This is a genomic window from Psychromicrobium silvestre (genome assembly GCF_013408295.1).
Lineage (GTDB): Bacteria > Actinomycetota > Actinomycetes > Actinomycetales > Micrococcaceae > Renibacterium > Renibacterium silvestre.
Genome location: NZ_JACBYQ010000001.1, coordinates 96,055 through 111,526 on the forward strand (window position 1 = coordinate 96,055; position 15,472 = coordinate 111,526).

Consider the following 15,472-nt stretch of genomic DNA (forward strand, 5'->3'; position numbering starts at 1 on the left):
ATTGTGAGCTTTACGCAGTGCTAGCTGGCTTCACCGCTATCGCGCTGAGTGCTAACTTCCTCGTTAGCAGTTTCCACGGTGGCAGCTTCGCCTTCGGCAGGCTCGGCGGGCTCGGCGGGCAGCGAAATCAGGCCGAAAACCTCGCCTTGGGCGCCCTGAACGACGGCCATCCGACCGAAGGGGCTGTCTTCCGCGGGCATTAGCACGGTGGAACCGAGTTCCTGAGCCTTGGCCAGGGAGGCATCTACGTCGTTGCTGGCGAACCAGGTCATCCAGTAGTTCGGGGCGCCTTCGGGCAACTGGGTGTCGTGGTGGACACCGCCAACATCTTGGCCGTCGGAGGCACGCTTGATGGTCGAGTAAACGAAGCCCTCGCCACCGATGTCGTTGTAGCTGAATCCGAAGACGGTGGCGTAGAAGTGCCGGGACTGCTCGTAGTCACGGGTGTGCAACTCGTTCCAGCACAGCGTGCCGTCTTCGTTGAAACGGCCAACACCCTTGTGGTTACCGGCCTGCCACACGCCGAAGACCGAACCAACGGAATCTGCCGCCACCGTCATCCGGCCAGAGTCCATCACGTCCATCACCGGGGCGAGGATCTGACCACCGGCAGCGGTGACCTTGGCCGCGGTGGCGTCTACGTCGTCGGAGGCAAAGTAGGTGGTCCAGACGGTGGGCTGCTGGCTATCCTGCTTCGGTCCGAAGCCAGCCACCGAGGAGCCGTCCTTCTGCGCCAGCACGTAGCCACCGGATTCTTCGCCGCCGGTCTCGTACTCCCAGCCGAAGAGCTCGGTGTAAAAGGTCTTGGCCGCTTCGATGTCATCGACGCCCAGGTCGATCCAGTTCGGGGTGCCTTCGGGCCAAGCCTCATTGCGAGTGGGCATATCTTCTCCTTAGATGGGGTAGGGCCGCGATGGCACCTACCCATTAGTAGCTTTAGCACCGGGATCGTGACGTGATTGCGGGCACAATTCTTCAGTGGAGCGATAACTTATTGCGGCTTTGGCGAGGATGTCTGCGCCCTGAGACATCTTTTGAGGTTTACTTCCTGCTGCGCAGCCACTCCGATTAGGCTGGAACGATGGAACAGAGCGCGGAAACACCGGATGTGAAGATCGTCGTGGAGACCTCGGAAACCGTTGTCGCTGAGGCGCGGAGCAAGTTCGCCGCGCTACCCGAGCGGATCAGTCCCGAGCAGTATGTTCAGGAAGTGGACGTCGAGCAGGTGCACTATGCCCAGCCGGATCTGGATGATTGGCTGAAGAACTCCGCTGGCTAGGGCGTTTCAGGGCAGGCGTTTCAGGGCAGGTCAAAGAGCCGTGTAGCCGGAACCACAATGGCTACGAGGTGATCGCCGATCCGCCAGGAGTCGTCTCGGTCCTTTTCAGCGGTCGCTTCGAAGGTCTCGAAGCCGGAGCCGCTGATCTGAAGTTTCAGGATCATTAGGTTATTCGACTCTTCGCCGCTACTGGCTAGTTTGATGTGTTCAATTTCCGCGCTGGCAGGCACTCCGTATTTGGTGAGTTGCTTGTCCTCGTCGCGTCCAACGGCCGCAGTTATCAGAATGATCACGCCAAAGAAGCAGCCTATTACGCCGCCGATGATCGCCCCGATGGTGCCAGCCTCCGAGTCGCCCGGATCGTCTGGTAGCAGCAGGATCCCCGGGCCAATCAGGAACAGGAAGACGGCGACGGCGAGGTAGACCCCAAGCACGCCTTTGCTGACCCGGGTGGCTTGCACCGCCGTCGTATCCCTGCCGCTTTGCATGGCAGCATTTTACTCCGGGATTGAACTAGTTAGTTCCTCATCATTCGGTTAGTTCTTCATCATTCGGCCGACCATCGGGATCACCAGATTGCGTGGGGCTACCCGGCCGAAGAAGCTGAGCAGCTTATTCGCGGCGCCGTCGATGGCGGTGTGCTTGCCCTTTTCGAGAGCCTTCATGGTGGTGTTCACTACTTGGTCGGCCGTGCGCATCCGGCCGACGGCGGCGCTCTCGCTGCCTGCCTCGACGAAGAAGTTGGTTTTGGTGGCGCCGGGGCAGATGGCTAGCGCGGTGACGCCGGTTCCTTGTAGTTCGCCCCAGAGGGCTTGGGTGAAGGAGAGTACGAAGGCTTTGGTGGCCGAGTAGACGGCCATATAGGGGGAGGGCTGGAAGGCGGCGATGGAGGCAACGTTCAGAATGAAACCTTCGTTGCGTTGCAGTAGGCCGGGAAGGTAGGTTTGGGTGAGGTCCACGAGAGTGCCGCAGTTGAGTTGGATCTCCTGGTTGACCTTGGCGGCGTCCTGGTCTTGGAGGGCCCCGTGGGTGCCGAAGCCGGCGTTGTTCACCAGGCCGTAGATCTCGGGGTGCTTCTGGAAGAGTTCGGCTGCCGCATTGGCAGTGGAGAGGTCCAGAACGACGACGTCGGTCTGGACCTTGTGCTTTTCGCTCAGCTTGGCGGCGAGCTTCTTGAGGGAGTCTTCGCTGCGGGCGACCAGGATTAAATTGGCGCCGAGGCTGGCGAATTTCTCCGCGTAGGATTCGCCAATGCCGGAGGAAGCTCCGGTGATCAGGATGGTTTTGCTGTAGTAATCCATAAGGGTCCTTTGGTTTTGTTGGTTCTTCCGGGTCTTTCCGGGGTCTTGATGTACACCGTATAGCAATTCCTATACATGGTAAAGTTAGAGTGTGAACAAGCCCGCTTTGAGTCGAGAATCCGTGCTGGATGCTGCCCTGGCCTTGGCCGATCGCGAGGGGTTGCCGGCAGTGACCGTGCGGCGGCTGGCGGGGGAGTTCGGCGTGACCCCGATGGCGATGTATTGGCATTTTGCGAATAAGGACGAGTTACTGGCTGCGATGGGGCAGGCTGTGCTTTTTGAGCTAGAGGTGCAGGCTGAGGCTTCGTTCTCGGAGCTGTTGCGGGGGCTGGTTACTGTTTTGCGAAAGCATCCGGCCGCTGTATCGCTTGTTCCGACCCAGATGTTCGCTACCTCGCAGGGCTTGCAGGTCACCGAGCGGGCTTTGGCGTTATTAGCTGAGCTGGGATTCTCCGTCGGCGAGGCGGCAAATATCGCCAGGACCGCGATGGATCTGTGCGTCATGCTGGTGGTGGGGGAGCCCGGTCGAGAGATCGGCATGGACGAGTGCGAGCGGGAGAAGCATTTGGCCGGGAAGCTCGCGGCGATTCGTGGCTTGTCCGCCGAGCAGTATCCTCATGTTCTGGCCGCTGCGGAGCCGCTGACCGGGGTGGGAGATGCCGAGGAGTTCTATCGGAGTTCGGTTGAGTTGTTCGTGGCCGGGGTTGAGGCGCGGGCGTTTGCGCTTCGGTAGTTGTTCTTCTGGCTGCTTGTTCTCGGTTAGAGGTCTGCGCTCGGTTAGAGTCCGGCGCGGCTGTACTGTATGATTTTCAAGTTGGCTTTCGCCGGGTTTTACTCGGCAAAGTTGATGTTCGGGCTGTAGCGCAGCTTGGTAGCGCACCTGACTGGGGGTCAGGGGGTCGCAGGTTCAAATCCTGTCAGCCCGACCGAAAAGCCCTGGTGAGAGCATGTTTCTCACCAGGGCTTCGTCGTTTCCGGACCCGATTTTCCTGGTCCCCCTCTGGCCCCCCGAGCGAGGTCGACCAGTCGTCCATCCACAGGCAGAGCGCCCGACCAGACCCATGCCGAACCGCACCCTGGCGACAACGCCGAAGCGACCGCCCGGTCCGTGCTCTACGGAGTCCTGCAACACGTCGGTGCAGAACTCTCCGCACACGAGACAATCACCGCCGAGCACGAAGCGTGGAGCTCGATCGCGCAACTCGCCGCCGAGTACGAAACCATCGCCGCCTCAGCGCAAAGCTACCGGTGGGCCAGCCTCATCCACGCCAGCGGACTCACAGACGACGAAGCCGAAGACGCCATTAGGTCCGAGGCGTTCGGACCGTTGACCGGCGAACTGCGCAGAGCCGAAGCGAACCACCACGACGTCGAAACGCTGCTGCCGCGGCTCGTCCAAGCTCGTGGGTTCGCCGACGCCGACGACATCGCAGCCGTCCTGCACTACCGAGTCGCTAACGCCACCGCCCGGCCGGCCGGCTCCGGACGCAACCGAAAGTCACCTCGCCTCATCGTCGGTCTGATCCCCGAAGCAACCGGAGCCATGCCAGCCGAGATGCGGCAAGCGTTGACCGAGAGGCGCGAGTTGATCGAGGCCCGCGCCGATGCGGTACTCGATCAAGCACTCAATGACCACGAGGGCTGGGTCGGCGAGCTCGGCACACCACCTAGTGACGTACGGGCCGCAGCCATCTGGCGACACCAGGCACAGACCGTAGCGGCCTACCGAGATCGGCACGCCATCACCGGCGCAACCGCACTCGGAGCGCCAGCGGAGAGCACGGCACAGAAGATCGATGCCGCGAGAGCACGAGCAGCTCTCAACCGGGCGCGAACCATCGTCGGTACTCCCGAACAAGACGAAGAACGCCGACCAGGACGGCAAGCGGCGGGCCACTCGATGTAGCAGGGCTGGATCTAAACGCGCCTGGCATTAGCGGGGGAGTACGGACCTGGCCCTGCCCGTCACCCCGGTAGTCCAGATCGTCGTGCGCGCGTGAGCAACACGTACGCGCAGCATCCGAGCGCGGCGATGATGGCCGCAGTGAGCATCGCCGCTGTACCCCCGGCGTCAGTTTGCTGGGCGGCGATGAGGGCACCCATCACGGCGACGCCGATTGTCGCGCCCATCTGACGGACGGCATTGAGAATGCCGCCGACACTGCCTGCAGTTCCCGCCGGCGCCGCCGACAGCACCGCAGAGATCAATGCGGGCAGGGTGAACGAGACCCCGAAGCCCGTGACGGCCAAGCCCATGGCGGTGAGAAGTGTCGGGAAGTGATCGGCTACCGCCACGGTAAGGACAGCGCTGCCCACCGAGAGCAGCGCAAGGCCCCCGATGATCGGAGGTCGCGGTCCGTAGCGGGCCACGATCTGGCCAGTGAGCAGAGGGTTCAGCGCGCACGGGATCGTCAGTGGCAGCAGGAACAGGCCAATCTGGATCGGCGTCAGGTTCAGGCTTTGTATCAGCAGCAGCGGCAGCGCAAAGATCGCGCCGGTGAGAACGAAGTTCACCGCTGCACCAGCGATGAGCCCCGCGAGGACACTCCGTGCTCGGAGTATCTGTGGCGCGAACACGGGGGAGTCGCTGCGTCGCTCAACAACAACGAGTGCCGCTGCGACGACAATCGCAGCCACCCCCAGCGCGGTGGCCAGCGCGATGTCCCGGCCGCCGAACGCGATCAGCGAGCCGCTGAGAAGGGCCAGCGTCACACCAGCGAGCAGTTGCGCGGCAACGTCGATCCGTCGTTTGGTCATCGGGGCGGCGAATCTGGACCCGGTAACCAGCACGAGGACCACCACGGCGATCGGCACGTTGACGGTGAACACCGCTCGCCAGCCCGCGAAGGCCACCAGTGCGCCACCGATGATCGGTCCCGACGCGAGACCGACACCGCTGATCGCTGTCCAGGCTGCCAGTGCCCGCGAACGTGCGGCGGGCTCGGGATACAGGCGGGTGATCATCGCCATCGACGACGGGATGCACAGCGCGGCCGCCACGCCCAGCAGTGCGCGCAGCGCGATCAGCAATCCGACCGACGGCGCGAAGGCAGTCAACAAGGAGAGGAACCCGAACCCGGCGATCCCGTACCGGAAGACCCGGTGGGCACCGAGCCGATCGGCGACCGCTCCGGCCGACAGCAAGAATGCTGCCAGCGTGATCGTGTACCCGTTGACCACCCACTGCAGTCCCCCGACCGACGCGCCCAACGATTGAGCGATGTCCGGCTCCGCAACGGAGAGCACTGTTGTATCCAGGAGAACCATGAAGTAGCCAAGCGACAGACCGAGCAGCGCCCGGAAGCGTCCAGGGTGCGCCGCCGTGCCACCTACCTGACTACGTGACTGCTGCTGACGAGCCTCCACCATGTGTTGTTGTCCTCCACAGAATTGAATCGACCGATAAGCCAATCCTGGGCGGGACGAGTCGGCTGAGCCACCGGCTGAGCCGTATGCTGGTTTCGGAAAATCCGAACGGAGAGGCGCGGGGTGGAACTCAGACAGCTAGAGATATTCGAGGCCATCGTTCGCGCAGGAACCGTCGGCGCGGCGGCGAACGCGCTCGACCGTGCGCCCTCGTCGGTGTCCGAACAACTGCGGACTCTCGAACGATCTCTCGGCGTCACGTTGTTCGAACGGAAATCGCGCGGCATGCAACTAACACCAGCCGGTCAACGGCTACAAGGCTGGGCGCGCAGACTCCTCGAAACGTCCGGCGACGCGCGCAGCGACGTGGCCGCCACCCCAGTCGAGGTCCGGCTCGGCGCCCTCGAAACCGTCATGGCGATCCACGTACCCCGCATGCTCGGCAGGCTCAGCGCTCGACGACCGGGCATCCACGTGAAAACCGCCCCAACAACCAGCCGAGTCACCCTCCTCGACGACATCAACAGCGGCGCGATCGACGCGGGACTGCTGCTCGACCTGGGTAACGACCTCGGCGACCTCGGGTTCGACCCTCCACCAGGTGACTTCGCCTACCTCGACATCGAGACGGTGCCGCTATCGCTGGTGGTGGCAGCATCACACCCACTGGCACACCGGGGGAGTCCGGAAGTCGATGACTTCGAGGTCTACCCGCTGGTCGGCAACAGTTCTGCTTGCTCGTTCTGGCTCGCAGCCAACCAGATGTTCTCCCCACGCATGCGACGAACCGAAGCTGGCAGTGTTGTCATCGCGAAGGCCTGGACCATCCAGGGCGACGGAGTAGCGCTACTTCCTGACTTCGCCATCACCACGGAGCTCGCGGCCGGAGAACTGGTCCGCCTTCCGGTCGAGACTCCGCGACTTGAACTGCGCCTGGTCTGGTGCGCCGACCGCGAAGACCGTCCCGGCGTCCGTGACCTCCTCTACGCGATCGCTGATCCGGGCAGATAGAAACGCTGAGCGGGACACCCCAACCAGTTCACGCAGGATCTTCCGACCAAACGGCGGTGAACCTGGCGTCATCCGAGGGCTACCGGATGTCACTGGTCGGAGCTACAGTGGCGAACTAGGCAGTCTCAAATACGCGCCGCCGCTCGTCGCGGTGGCATGACCTTCCGGCGACGGTGATGGTCCTTTCGGGTTCTCGCTGCCGAACTCTTGGAAAGGACTGTCCATGTTCCGACTCATCTGGGCCGCGAGCGTCCACACGCGCTTCCTGCGCCGCTACATGCCGACGAATCGCCTGCTTGATGCGATCCGCACCCGCCGTGGCCTGAAGTGGGGCATCCCCGCGATGTTCCTTGCTGTGCCGTACCTGTTCGCCGCAAGCATCTGCACCAGCCTCATGGCAGACGGCGGACCGGGCTGGCTCAACCTGCTCGTCCTGCTGTTCATCTGGAACGCGATGAAGTTCATCGTGATGGGACCAATCACTGCTGTACTCCTTGCCCGCACGCGCCTGGGAAAGGCTTCCTCGCACGGTTCTCCAACACTCGTGCACTGACTTGCAAACGGGCTAGGCGTAGGAATGCGCGGAGCGCTGAATCGGGGGCGCCTCGCGGGGCGGGGGACTCGAACGGATGTCCGAGGCGGCCGATAGATTCGAGCTAGGCGGCGAGGTGCTTTGACCTGTGCCGAGGCTGGCTGGGATGATAAGCCTATGCACGGCCTCTAGGAGCACACCCGCTCGTGCCGGACGTACGAGTCGAAGGAGTCCTTATGGTCGCACGGACGATCCACCCGTTCCCGGCCAGGATGGCTCCCGACATCGCGATCGACCACCTCCGCGAGACGTCATTTGACGACCCGCTGGTGGTCCTCGATCCCATGTGCGGTTCGGGAACAGTGCTCGCGGCGGCTGCGGCGCGCGGTCACACGGCGCGTGGCTTCGACGTCGACCCACTCGCAGTGCTCATGAGTACGGTTGCCACCCAGCCCGTGGAAACCAGCACAGTCGTTGCCGAAGCAGAGCGAGTACTAGCCAAGGCAAAGGCGTCCTCGGTCGACAGGCCGCGCTGGGCTGATCCAGAGACGACCGCGTTCGCGGAGTACTGGTTCGGGGCGGAACAACGAACACAGCTCAATCGGCTATCTCGCGCACTTGAGAAGGTTGACGACGTCACCGTAAGGCGGGCTCTACAGGTAGCCCTAAGCCGGATCATCGTGACAAAGTCTCCCAAGGCCTCGCTCGCGGCCGACACGTCACATAGCAGACCACATCGCGTCGTCACAGAGTCGGACTATGACGTCTATCAAGGCTTTGAGGCGTCGGTCAGCGGTCTCACACGGCTTCTCGACCAGAGGGAGTTCATTGGCGACGCGTCAGTCGAGCGCGGCGATGCCCGATCGTTGAACCTTCTTGACGGGTCCGTGGACCTAGTCATCACGTCGCCTCCGTATCTCAACGCGATTGACTACCTTCGCGGGCACAAGATGTCCCTCATCTGGCTAGGTCACACGATCCCTGAACTTCGGGAAATTCGATCTGGCAGCGTGGGTGCTGAGCGTTCACTCGGGGCTGACGCGAGAGAGCATGTCCAGCAGATGGTCGACTACATCGAGACCAGTGTTGATCATCCTGATCGTCTTCCAATCGCGACGATCACGCGATACGCACACGATCTGTCGAAGTTTGCACTAGAGCTCCATCGCGTGTGTAGAGCAGGCGCGGAAGTCGTAACAGTGATTGGGAACTCCACCCTGAAAAGCAACTACATACGAAACGACGAACTTGTGCGGCTCGCGTATGAACATGCCGGTTTTCATACTAAGGATCGAACCGAACGTGCACTGCCTGAGAATCGTAGATACCTCCCCGTAAACACTCACAACAAGTCTTCGTCGATGGCAAAGCGGATGCGCACGGAAGTCGTCATGGTGATGGAGAAGCCACTGTGAAGTGCGCGGGAGTGCCCAGAACTTCATCGGCAATGCCCAGTGGCGGGCGATCAAGTCTGCGCCACCGTGCGGCGTGTGGAACGCCATCGAATGATTGGCAACGCGGGGAGAGGAAGCACAGATGACGAGTTCTGTCGACCAGGCGGTCGAGGACCAGACTGACCCTAGCAAAGTCGAAACGGTCGAGGTTGTCGAGCTAATTCAGAGTGACGATCATATCGGTCTCATTCCAGTGAAGATTTCGTATGGAATCATCGAGCGGTTTTCTGAGGGTCTCTACAGCTCGCCGAACAAGACCTTCGAAGAACTGATTACAAACTCATATGACGCCGGTGCGCGAAAGGTGTGGGTCTACCTCTCTTCGGACCTTTCTTTGCAGGGTGCGACCCTTCTTGTTGTCGATGACGGCGAGAGTATGGACCTGGAAGGACTCGCCGATCTCTGGAAGATTGGTGAGTCCCGGAAGCGGACCGAGACGCCGCCGCCAGGCAGAAGAAAGCCTGTTGGCAAATTCGGCATCGGCAAGCTTGCAACCTACGTCCTTGCGGAACGACTTACGTACATCGTTCATCGCGACGCCGAATACATGGCAGTCACGATGGACTACGGTCGGGTCTCACACACAGCCGAAATGCTCGACGGTGTCGATTTGGCTCTTGATGTTGTCAGGCTTACCAAGGACCAGGCGATCGATGCGATTAAGCGATCCCTTGCTGGCACCACTGTCGCAAATTCAGCGAAAGTGCTCGGTGGACTTTCCAAATCTGACCACTGGACGGCAGCCATTCTGTCCAATCTCAAGCCAACTGCGCGCGATATTAAGCTGGGCAGGCTTCGTTGGGTGTTGCGCAGCGCGCTTCCATTGAATCCTGAGTTTCTGCTCTGGTTGAACGACGAAAAACTCGAATCGTCCAAGATCGATGGCGAAGAGTTGTGGACTTTTACTGTCGGTGAAGGTGAGGCGACGCTCCCGAAGAGTAAGGATCGTCCTTGGGGTCCAGTCGAGAAGACTGAGGTCGAAGTCGAGGTCGAAGATGAGGACCGCGAGGACGATGAAGACGACAGTGACGACGAGGGCGAGGACAAGAAGTCCGTCAAGATAGTCAAGATTGCCGCAGTGCGACTTCCAAACGCCGGAGTTATTTGGGGGAAGGCCATCCTCTACAAGCAACCGCTCGAGCGGGGGCGAAGCGAGGATTTGGCGAGAAGTCACGGCTTCTTCGTTCGGGTTCGGGGACGCCTGATCAATTTGTATGACGCTGACTTTTCGGTCGGCCCTGAGCTCCGGCACGGAACGCTCACTCGATTCCGCATGGAGATCAACGCTGACGATTTGGATGAGCAGGTCGCAAGTGCGCGCGAGACGTTGAAGGAATCGGCTCAACTCCAGGAACTAAAGAACTATCTACTGGCCGTCTTCAACAAGGCACGGGTCGCGTCGGCCGAGGAAGATGATGGAGATGTCATCTCCAACATTGGCAAAAATGGAAGGCTGGCCAAGCCAAGTACAGCTCTAAGCCAAGGACCGCTGCGCCGAATGCTCCAGCGGGCTGTCGCGGGGGAATCGGCAGTTGCGGACAGCCTTGGGCTAGATGAGGCTGCAGTCGAGGACACGGAGAAGGTCCTCGCTGAGGGCGGGGACGTCATCGAAAGCGTCTTGTTGGAGGAGCAAGACTCCAGCGGTCCGATGGCGGTCTATGACCCCATCCGGCGCGCCGTCGTCCTCAACCAAACCCACCCGTTTGTCAACAACTACATCGGCGGCAAAACGGTCGCAGAGCCACTTAAGTTGCTCGGGCTGAGCGAAGTATTGACCCAGGCGTACTTGCTCGACGAAAACATCTCTCCTGAAGTGATCGCGAGGGTCATGCGCAGGCGAGATGCGTTCCTACGTGAACTCACGCTTCGTTTCCCACGGTCGGCCCCGATCATCGCTCAGCGTTTGCGTGACGCTACAAACGACGAGAATGCACTTGAGGACGCCGTTGGTGACGCTCTCGAACTCCTCGGTTTCTCTGTGACTCGCCTAGGTGGCGCGAGTCACAGCGCAGACGGCATCGCGACTGCTCGTCTCGGAAAGCGCGGTGAGCTAAGCGCGTCGTACGCATTTACCTACGACGCGAAGTCAACCAAGGACGCCGTTCGCGCAGTGCTGGCAGATGACTCAAGTTCGCAGGTGAAGGTTCCTGGCAAGATTCGGGCTGACACCGCACGAACCTCTGTGCTGCGTGTGCACCGCGACAGGGCGGCTGAACGGCACAACCTTGAGGTAGCGCCAAGCTTCACCTTGCTGGTGGCGCCAGATTTCCAGGGTGCAATGGATGAGGAAGGCTTGATCAACGACGTATGCGTGAATGATGAGATCACCGCGATCCGCGTCGATGATCTTGCCAGGCTCGTCGAGCTCTTCGCGCTTCAAGGTCTAAACCCATCTGACCTCCGCCCCTTGTTCGACACGCGCAAGCCGGAGGAGACCCGTGCGTGGGTGGATACGCAGTCGACTCAGGCACGCGTACCACGTCCGCCAGTCGCAGTGTTGGTCGAGACCTTGGTCGAGAACAGTGAGCGCAAGGCCCCGATTGTGTTCGAGAGTCTCGCCGCGTTCTTGGCAACCAAAGGTCATGACATGGACGTTCCGGAGATTGAAGCGCTGGTCCGAGGTCTAGCAGCGCTTGCGCCCAAGTCTGTGTTCACCGATGGGCGCTATGTAGCGTTGAACGCGACGCCTGCCGCCCTATATGTGGAGATCCGGGAGTCGCTCGACGTCTTTGACCACGACCTTGTTGCTGAGTACTTGGAGACCGTTCCGAGCAGTAGCGGGTCTAGCTGACCGGTCGCAGCCATGCCGACTGGGCTGATGTTCCAGGGGACCAAAAGGGGGACCAGAATCATGGTTTGCTGCATCCCATGGCGCGCAGATGGGCCACTAGCACCGCAGAACCACGCGAAAAACAGGTCTGATCAGGCTGTCGCGCCCAAGCGATCGATACCCTTTTGGCAAGCGCTCTCGGACCTTAACAGCCAACCCCTAACGGAGGACCCCGCATGAAAAGTGATGTGAAGAAATGGCGAGTCTCGCTGCCCCTTCACGAGGCGTTGCAAGTGTTCGCAGGTCAGCACGCATCAGCGATTTACGAACTGAATGATGCATCCGCAACCCCCGAGGCAGAGTCCTTCGTGGCTGCATGTGCCAGCCAACATGCGGGAGCTGCTATCGAGCTTCTTTCTAAGTCGATCCTTGCTCGAGAACACCCCGCGCTCATCCTTCAGAACCTCCCCGACGCTTTGCCGCGCCCCGTCACCGTTAACGACCTCGTTGGCAAGCGAACCAGCGATGCCAACGAGCTGTATGCATTGGCGGCAAGGCATCTATCTTTAGACAAGAGGATCGTGAATCTTGGCAAGTCAATACTTCGCGATAGGAACCAAGCCGTTCATTTGGGATACTCAGACCACGATCTGGGCGAGATTCTGGATCGCATTAGCTTGTGGATTTACTACCTACAAGAGAGTTCAGGGCTGAAAGAATCAGACTGGCTATCCAGTTCAGCATCCGCTGCACAGTACAGCCGATTCAACGCCTTCACTGTCGGCATCCGTGAAGCAATAACAGACGCGCGGGCCAAATTCGAAAGGATGAAGAGCGCGATCATTGATGCGCATCAAAAGGATGTTTCGAGGCTCAGCTTCAGCAAGTGGAGGCAAGATCGCGAGCAGTCAAAGCTCGAACTTCATGAGTTAGGAGATTTGATTGCGGAGGTCTGCCCAGCATGCGAGAGTCAAGCTCAAATTGTCGCCATGATAGATGACGTTGAGTATGAATATGAAGGCCCTGATGAGGTCTCGACAAACGTTTTCTACTCATTCGCGTTTGAATGTCCAGTTTGTGAGCTCGAGTTCGACGACACTGAAGTCACATTCGTATTCAAGGACGGCCAATCCTTGGCTGAACTTCAAGATCGCTTTGCTTTGGGTATTTGAGACCCGGCCATCGTTCACACGAAGGTTATCTGTCCGCGGAATCGCCGACCTCTTCGGCAGGAGCGTCGAAGGTGCCACCCGCTACCTCGCCACGATCGAGCACCCGGACATGAAGGGCCGGGCCGGAAACGAGTCCAGCCACGAATCCCGCGGTCATAGGCTGGAGCAGTGCAGATCCGACCGCTCCGAGTTGCCGCCGTCAACGCCGCCCCGTCACTGGTGACATTGCCGCGAACATGCAGTCGGCTGCCGGATGGTGCGAGCAGGCAGCCGACGCCGGCGTCGAGCTGCTGGTCTTCCCTGAAGCCTGGAACAACACCGGTTACGACACCGAGTTGTTCGAATCGGAACTGCCGAGCGCAGAGGACCTGAGTTGGCTGGCGCCGCTCCAACAAGCCGTCGACCGCACAGGGATCGTCGTTCTCCTCAATGCCGCTCTCAGCGCGCCGAGCGGAAGCAAGAGGTTAACGACGATCGTCCTCACCACGGGTGTGGACCCTCGGCCGGTGTACGACAAGCAGCATCTCTTCCCGCTCGAGGTCGGCACCTTCACCGCGGCGATGCCGGAGGCAGCATCACTTGGGCGGACACGAGATCGCGCTGTCGGTCTGCTATGACGTCGACTTCCCGGAGCACGCGGCGGCAGCGGCCTCCGATGGCACCACCGTCTACGTCAACTCCGGCGCTTACTTCCCCGGGAGTGAGCAGCGGCGCGCTCTCCGCTACGCGACCCGAGCGCTTGACAACGGCATGTACGTGCTCTTCGGTGGGCTCACCGGGGAGTTCGTTGGAGGCTCGGCCGTCTACGACCCGCTGGGACAACCCATCGCACGGATCGGACGGGAGGCGGGCCTCGCGATCGCCGACATCGACCCCGCCGCGGTGCACCAGGCTCGCGACTCCCAGCGTGCCTGGGCCGACCGCCGCTCGACGCTGGGCCAACGGCACCGCACCGACCTCCGGCACCCAGCGGTTCAGTTGCATACCGGACCCCCGAACCACTACCTCGGCGCCGACGCAGTCATCGAGACCGACCACGCCGACGTGATCGCCCTCGGCAAGCGGCTCCGCGACGAGCACTCCGACGACATCAGCCTCGCGCGTGCCGCCTTCAACTGGGTGCGAGACAACATCGCCCACGCGTACGACACCCAAGACCACCGCCTCACCCTCACCGCATCCCAGGTCCTCGCCGCGGGCGTCGGCCTCTGCAATGCCAAGTCGAACCTCCTCGCAGCGGTCCTTCGCAGCCAAGGAATCCCCACCGGCCTCTGCTACCAGCGCCTCGGCGACCCCGAGGACGGACGCGTCCTCCATGGCCTCGTCGCCATCTACCTCGACGGCGCCTGGCATCGGCAAGACCCACGCGGCAACAAGGACGGCATCGACGCGCGGTTCTCGCTCGACACCGAGCAACTTGCCCACGTTATCGACGAAGCCAAGGGCGAGCGGGTCTACCCGCACGTATACGTCTCCACCGCGGACGAGGTTGTTAACGCGCTGCAGGACGCCGAGGACATCCTCACCTGCCCTCTCCCAACTGAGCTCTCGACGCAGCGCGACTGAGCCCGCCGCACGAACCTCGAACCACGCCCTCGCTCTAGGGTGGGCACCGTGGAACTCTGGGGGAGCGGCCCTTTTCCGCGAACCATGTCGCGAATGCGGCTTCGGTTGGTCGATCACCCCGCAGGAGGCAGTCACCTGGGTGCGCGGCTTCGAGGAACACGCCCGGCAAGCGGCTGACTCCCTGACCGGCGACGAACGCCTTGAGGGTTGGTCGATTGCCGAATACGTGTGCCACGTGGGCGACAACCTCCGCCAATGGAGCGAGCGGATCCAAGCCGCCCGATTGGCAGGACAACGAGACGTCGCCGGATACGACCCCGATGCGCTGGGCGACGCGAGAGGCTACCCTCCATCCCGCTCGAAGTCGGGCTGTGGTCGGCGGGCAATGCCGCCGCGCGATGGGCCGACGTGCTCGCCACGGCGATCGAGGAAGGAGTGGAACTGCAACACGCCACGCACGGACTCCAACGTGCCGAGAACGTCGCCCGCAACAACTGCCACGACGCCTACCACGACATCTGGCGAATCGATACAGCAACCGCCACGCGCGGCATATGAAGGCCGACCGAGGCCCTACGAACAGGCAAATGGGGCGTCCCCGCAATGCTTCTCGCGGTCCCGTATCTACTCGGCGCGAGCATCTGCACCAACCTGATCGAGAGGGACGGTCCAGGATGGCTCAACCTGCTGGTGCTGTTGTTCATCTGGAACGCACTCAAGTTCCTCATCATGGGACCGGTCAGCCTCGTCCTGCTCGCACGGGTTCGCATGAAGGAAGCGACCGCCCGCCGCGGACCTCTCAGCACGCGCGTGGGGGACCAAAAGGGGACCAGAACCATGCATTGCAGGCATCCCATGATGTGCAGGTGGGCAGTTAGCGCCGCAGGATCACGCGGGAAACCGGCTCTGAGCAAGTGTTTTGACACCTGGGGGTTAAGGGGTTCACCCCTTCCAGTCGGCCCGAAGTAACTGAAAATTGAAGCCACGGGCTGTGGCGCAGCTTGGTAGCGCACCTGACTGG

At 61.4% G+C, this 15,472-nt stretch carries 15 protein-coding genes and 1 tRNA gene; 11 read left to right on the forward strand and 5 right to left on the reverse strand.

Features of this window, described 5'->3' with window-relative positions:
* Positions 1-20: 20 nt before the first annotated feature.
* Entirely contained in the window at positions 21-884 is an 864-nt protein-coding gene (locus FHU41_RS00435) for a VOC family protein (RefSeq protein ID WP_179387714.1), read from the reverse strand.
* A 197-nt stretch (positions 885-1,081) separates the two neighbouring features.
* Between FHU41_RS00435 and FHU41_RS00440 the strand changes: the two genes are divergently transcribed.
* Entirely contained in the window at positions 1,082-1,279 is a 198-nt protein-coding gene (locus FHU41_RS00440) for a hypothetical protein (protein WP_179387715.1), read from the forward strand.
* 20 nt (positions 1,280-1,299) lie between these two features.
* On the opposite strand, the gene FHU41_RS00445 is transcribed toward FHU41_RS00440, so the two are convergent.
* The gene (locus tag FHU41_RS00445; RefSeq protein WP_179387716.1) at positions 1,300-1,767 is read right to left on the reverse strand and encodes a hypothetical protein; all 468 of its coding nucleotides are present in this window, start codon (positions 1,765-1,767) and stop codon (positions 1,300-1,302) included.
* Positions 1,768-1,815: 48 nt separating this feature from the next.
* On the reverse strand, positions 1,816-2,580 hold the full coding sequence (locus tag FHU41_RS00450) for an SDR family NAD(P)-dependent oxidoreductase (RefSeq protein WP_179387717.1): 765 nt from the start codon (positions 2,578-2,580) through the stop codon (positions 1,816-1,818).
* 91 nt (positions 2,581-2,671) lie between these two features.
* Here FHU41_RS00450 and FHU41_RS00455 point away from each other — a divergent pair, with 91 nt between their 5' ends.
* The 3 genes from FHU41_RS00455 (at position 2,672) to FHU41_RS00465 (ending at position 4,486) form a co-directional block, all read left to right on the forward strand.
* A complete protein-coding gene (locus tag FHU41_RS00455; RefSeq protein WP_179387718.1) occupies positions 2,672-3,313 on the forward strand; it encodes a TetR family transcriptional regulator in 642 nt (213 codons plus the stop codon).
* Positions 3,314-3,432: 119 nt separating this feature from the next.
* Positions 3,433-3,506, forward strand: a tRNA-Pro gene (locus FHU41_RS00460).
* 182 nt (positions 3,507-3,688) lie between these two features.
* Entirely contained in the window at positions 3,689-4,486 is a 798-nt protein-coding gene (locus FHU41_RS00465) for a hypothetical protein (RefSeq protein WP_484573226.1), read from the forward strand.
* Positions 4,487-4,545: 59 nt separating this feature from the next.
* Here the strand turns inward: FHU41_RS00465 and FHU41_RS00470 are convergent, their stop codons facing one another.
* Positions 4,546-5,949: an MFS transporter gene (locus FHU41_RS00470; protein WP_179387719.1), complete on the reverse strand. Its 1,404-nt coding sequence runs from the start codon at positions 5,947-5,949 to the stop codon at positions 4,546-4,548.
* A 120-nt stretch (positions 5,950-6,069) separates the two neighbouring features.
* Here FHU41_RS00470 and FHU41_RS14945 point away from each other — a divergent pair, with 120 nt between their 5' ends.
* From FHU41_RS14945 to FHU41_RS00495, 5 genes are all read left to right on the forward strand, one after another.
* Positions 6,070-6,957: a LysR substrate-binding domain-containing protein gene (locus tag FHU41_RS14945; protein ID WP_179387720.1), complete on the forward strand. Its 888-nt coding sequence runs from the start codon at positions 6,070-6,072 to the stop codon at positions 6,955-6,957.
* Between the two features lie 223 nt (positions 6,958-7,180).
* The gene (locus FHU41_RS00480) at positions 7,181-7,510 is read left to right on the forward strand and encodes a sulfate permease (protein ID WP_179387721.1); all 330 of its coding nucleotides are present in this window, start codon (positions 7,181-7,183) and stop codon (positions 7,508-7,510) included.
* Positions 7,511-7,725: 215 nt separating this feature from the next.
* Complete coding sequence (locus FHU41_RS00485; RefSeq protein WP_179387722.1) at positions 7,726-8,904, forward strand: TRM11 family methyltransferase; 1,179 nt, start codon at positions 7,726-7,728, stop codon at positions 8,902-8,904.
* A 121-nt stretch (positions 8,905-9,025) separates the two neighbouring features.
* Positions 9,026-11,734, forward strand: a complete 2,709-nt coding sequence (locus tag FHU41_RS00490) for an ATP-binding protein (protein WP_179387723.1) — start codon at positions 9,026-9,028, stop codon at positions 11,732-11,734.
* Between the two features lie 215 nt (positions 11,735-11,949).
* Positions 11,950-12,885, forward strand: a complete 936-nt coding sequence (locus FHU41_RS00495) for a hypothetical protein (RefSeq protein ID WP_179387724.1) — start codon at positions 11,950-11,952, stop codon at positions 12,883-12,885.
* Between the two features lie 25 nt (positions 12,886-12,910).
* Here the strand turns inward: FHU41_RS00495 and FHU41_RS15225 are convergent, their stop codons facing one another.
* Positions 12,911-13,042: a hypothetical protein gene (locus tag FHU41_RS15225; RefSeq protein WP_281360495.1), complete on the reverse strand. Its 132-nt coding sequence runs from the start codon at positions 13,040-13,042 to the stop codon at positions 12,911-12,913.
* A gap of 79 nt (positions 13,043-13,121) precedes the next feature.
* Between FHU41_RS15225 and FHU41_RS15230 the strand changes: the two genes are divergently transcribed.
* Positions 13,122-13,502, forward strand: coding sequence for a nitrilase-related carbon-nitrogen hydrolase (locus FHU41_RS15230; protein ID WP_218846884.1), 381 nt, complete (start codon positions 13,122-13,124; stop codon positions 13,500-13,502).
* On the forward strand, positions 13,465-14,451 hold the full coding sequence (locus FHU41_RS15235) for a nitrilase-related carbon-nitrogen hydrolase (protein WP_218846885.1): 987 nt from the start codon (positions 13,465-13,467) through the stop codon (positions 14,449-14,451). The genes FHU41_RS15230 and FHU41_RS15235 overlap by 38 nt, the downstream gene beginning before the upstream one ends.
* Positions 14,452-15,472: the final 1,021 nt, after the last annotated feature.

What these genes read in the sequence shown, in the direction of transcription:
- FHU41_RS00435 (WP_179387714.1), bottom strand. Translation starts at nt 884, where the DNA reads ATGCCCACTCGCAATGAGGCTTGGCCCGAAGGCACCCCGAACTGGATC.
- FHU41_RS00440 (WP_179387715.1), top strand. Translation starts at nt 1,082, where the DNA reads ATGGAACAGAGCGCGGAAACACCGGATGTGAAGATCGTCGTGGAGACC.
- FHU41_RS00445 (WP_179387716.1), bottom strand. Translation starts at nt 1,767, where the DNA reads ATGCAAAGCGGCAGGGATACGACGGCGGTGCAAGCCACCCGGGTCAGC.
- FHU41_RS00450 (WP_179387717.1), bottom strand. Translation starts at nt 2,580, where the DNA reads ATGGATTACTACAGCAAAACCATCCTGATCACCGGAGCTTCCTCCGGC.
- FHU41_RS00470 (WP_179387719.1), bottom strand. Translation starts at nt 5,949, where the DNA reads ATGGTGGAGGCTCGTCAGCAGCAGTCACGTAGTCAGGTAGGTGGCACG.
- FHU41_RS00480 (WP_179387721.1), top strand. Translation starts at nt 7,181, where the DNA reads ATGTTCCGACTCATCTGGGCCGCGAGCGTCCACACGCGCTTCCTGCGC.
- FHU41_RS00485 (WP_179387722.1), top strand. Translation starts at nt 7,726, where the DNA reads ATGGTCGCACGGACGATCCACCCGTTCCCGGCCAGGATGGCTCCCGAC.
- FHU41_RS00490 (WP_179387723.1), top strand. Translation starts at nt 9,026, where the DNA reads ATGACGAGTTCTGTCGACCAGGCGGTCGAGGACCAGACTGACCCTAGC.
- FHU41_RS00495 (WP_179387724.1), top strand. Translation starts at nt 11,950, where the DNA reads ATGAAAAGTGATGTGAAGAAATGGCGAGTCTCGCTGCCCCTTCACGAG.
- FHU41_RS15225 (WP_281360495.1), bottom strand. Translation starts at nt 13,042, where the DNA reads ATGACCGCGGGATTCGTGGCTGGACTCGTTTCCGGCCCGGCCCTTCAT.
- FHU41_RS15230 (WP_218846884.1), top strand. Translation starts at nt 13,122, where the DNA reads ATGCAGTCGGCTGCCGGATGGTGCGAGCAGGCAGCCGACGCCGGCGTC.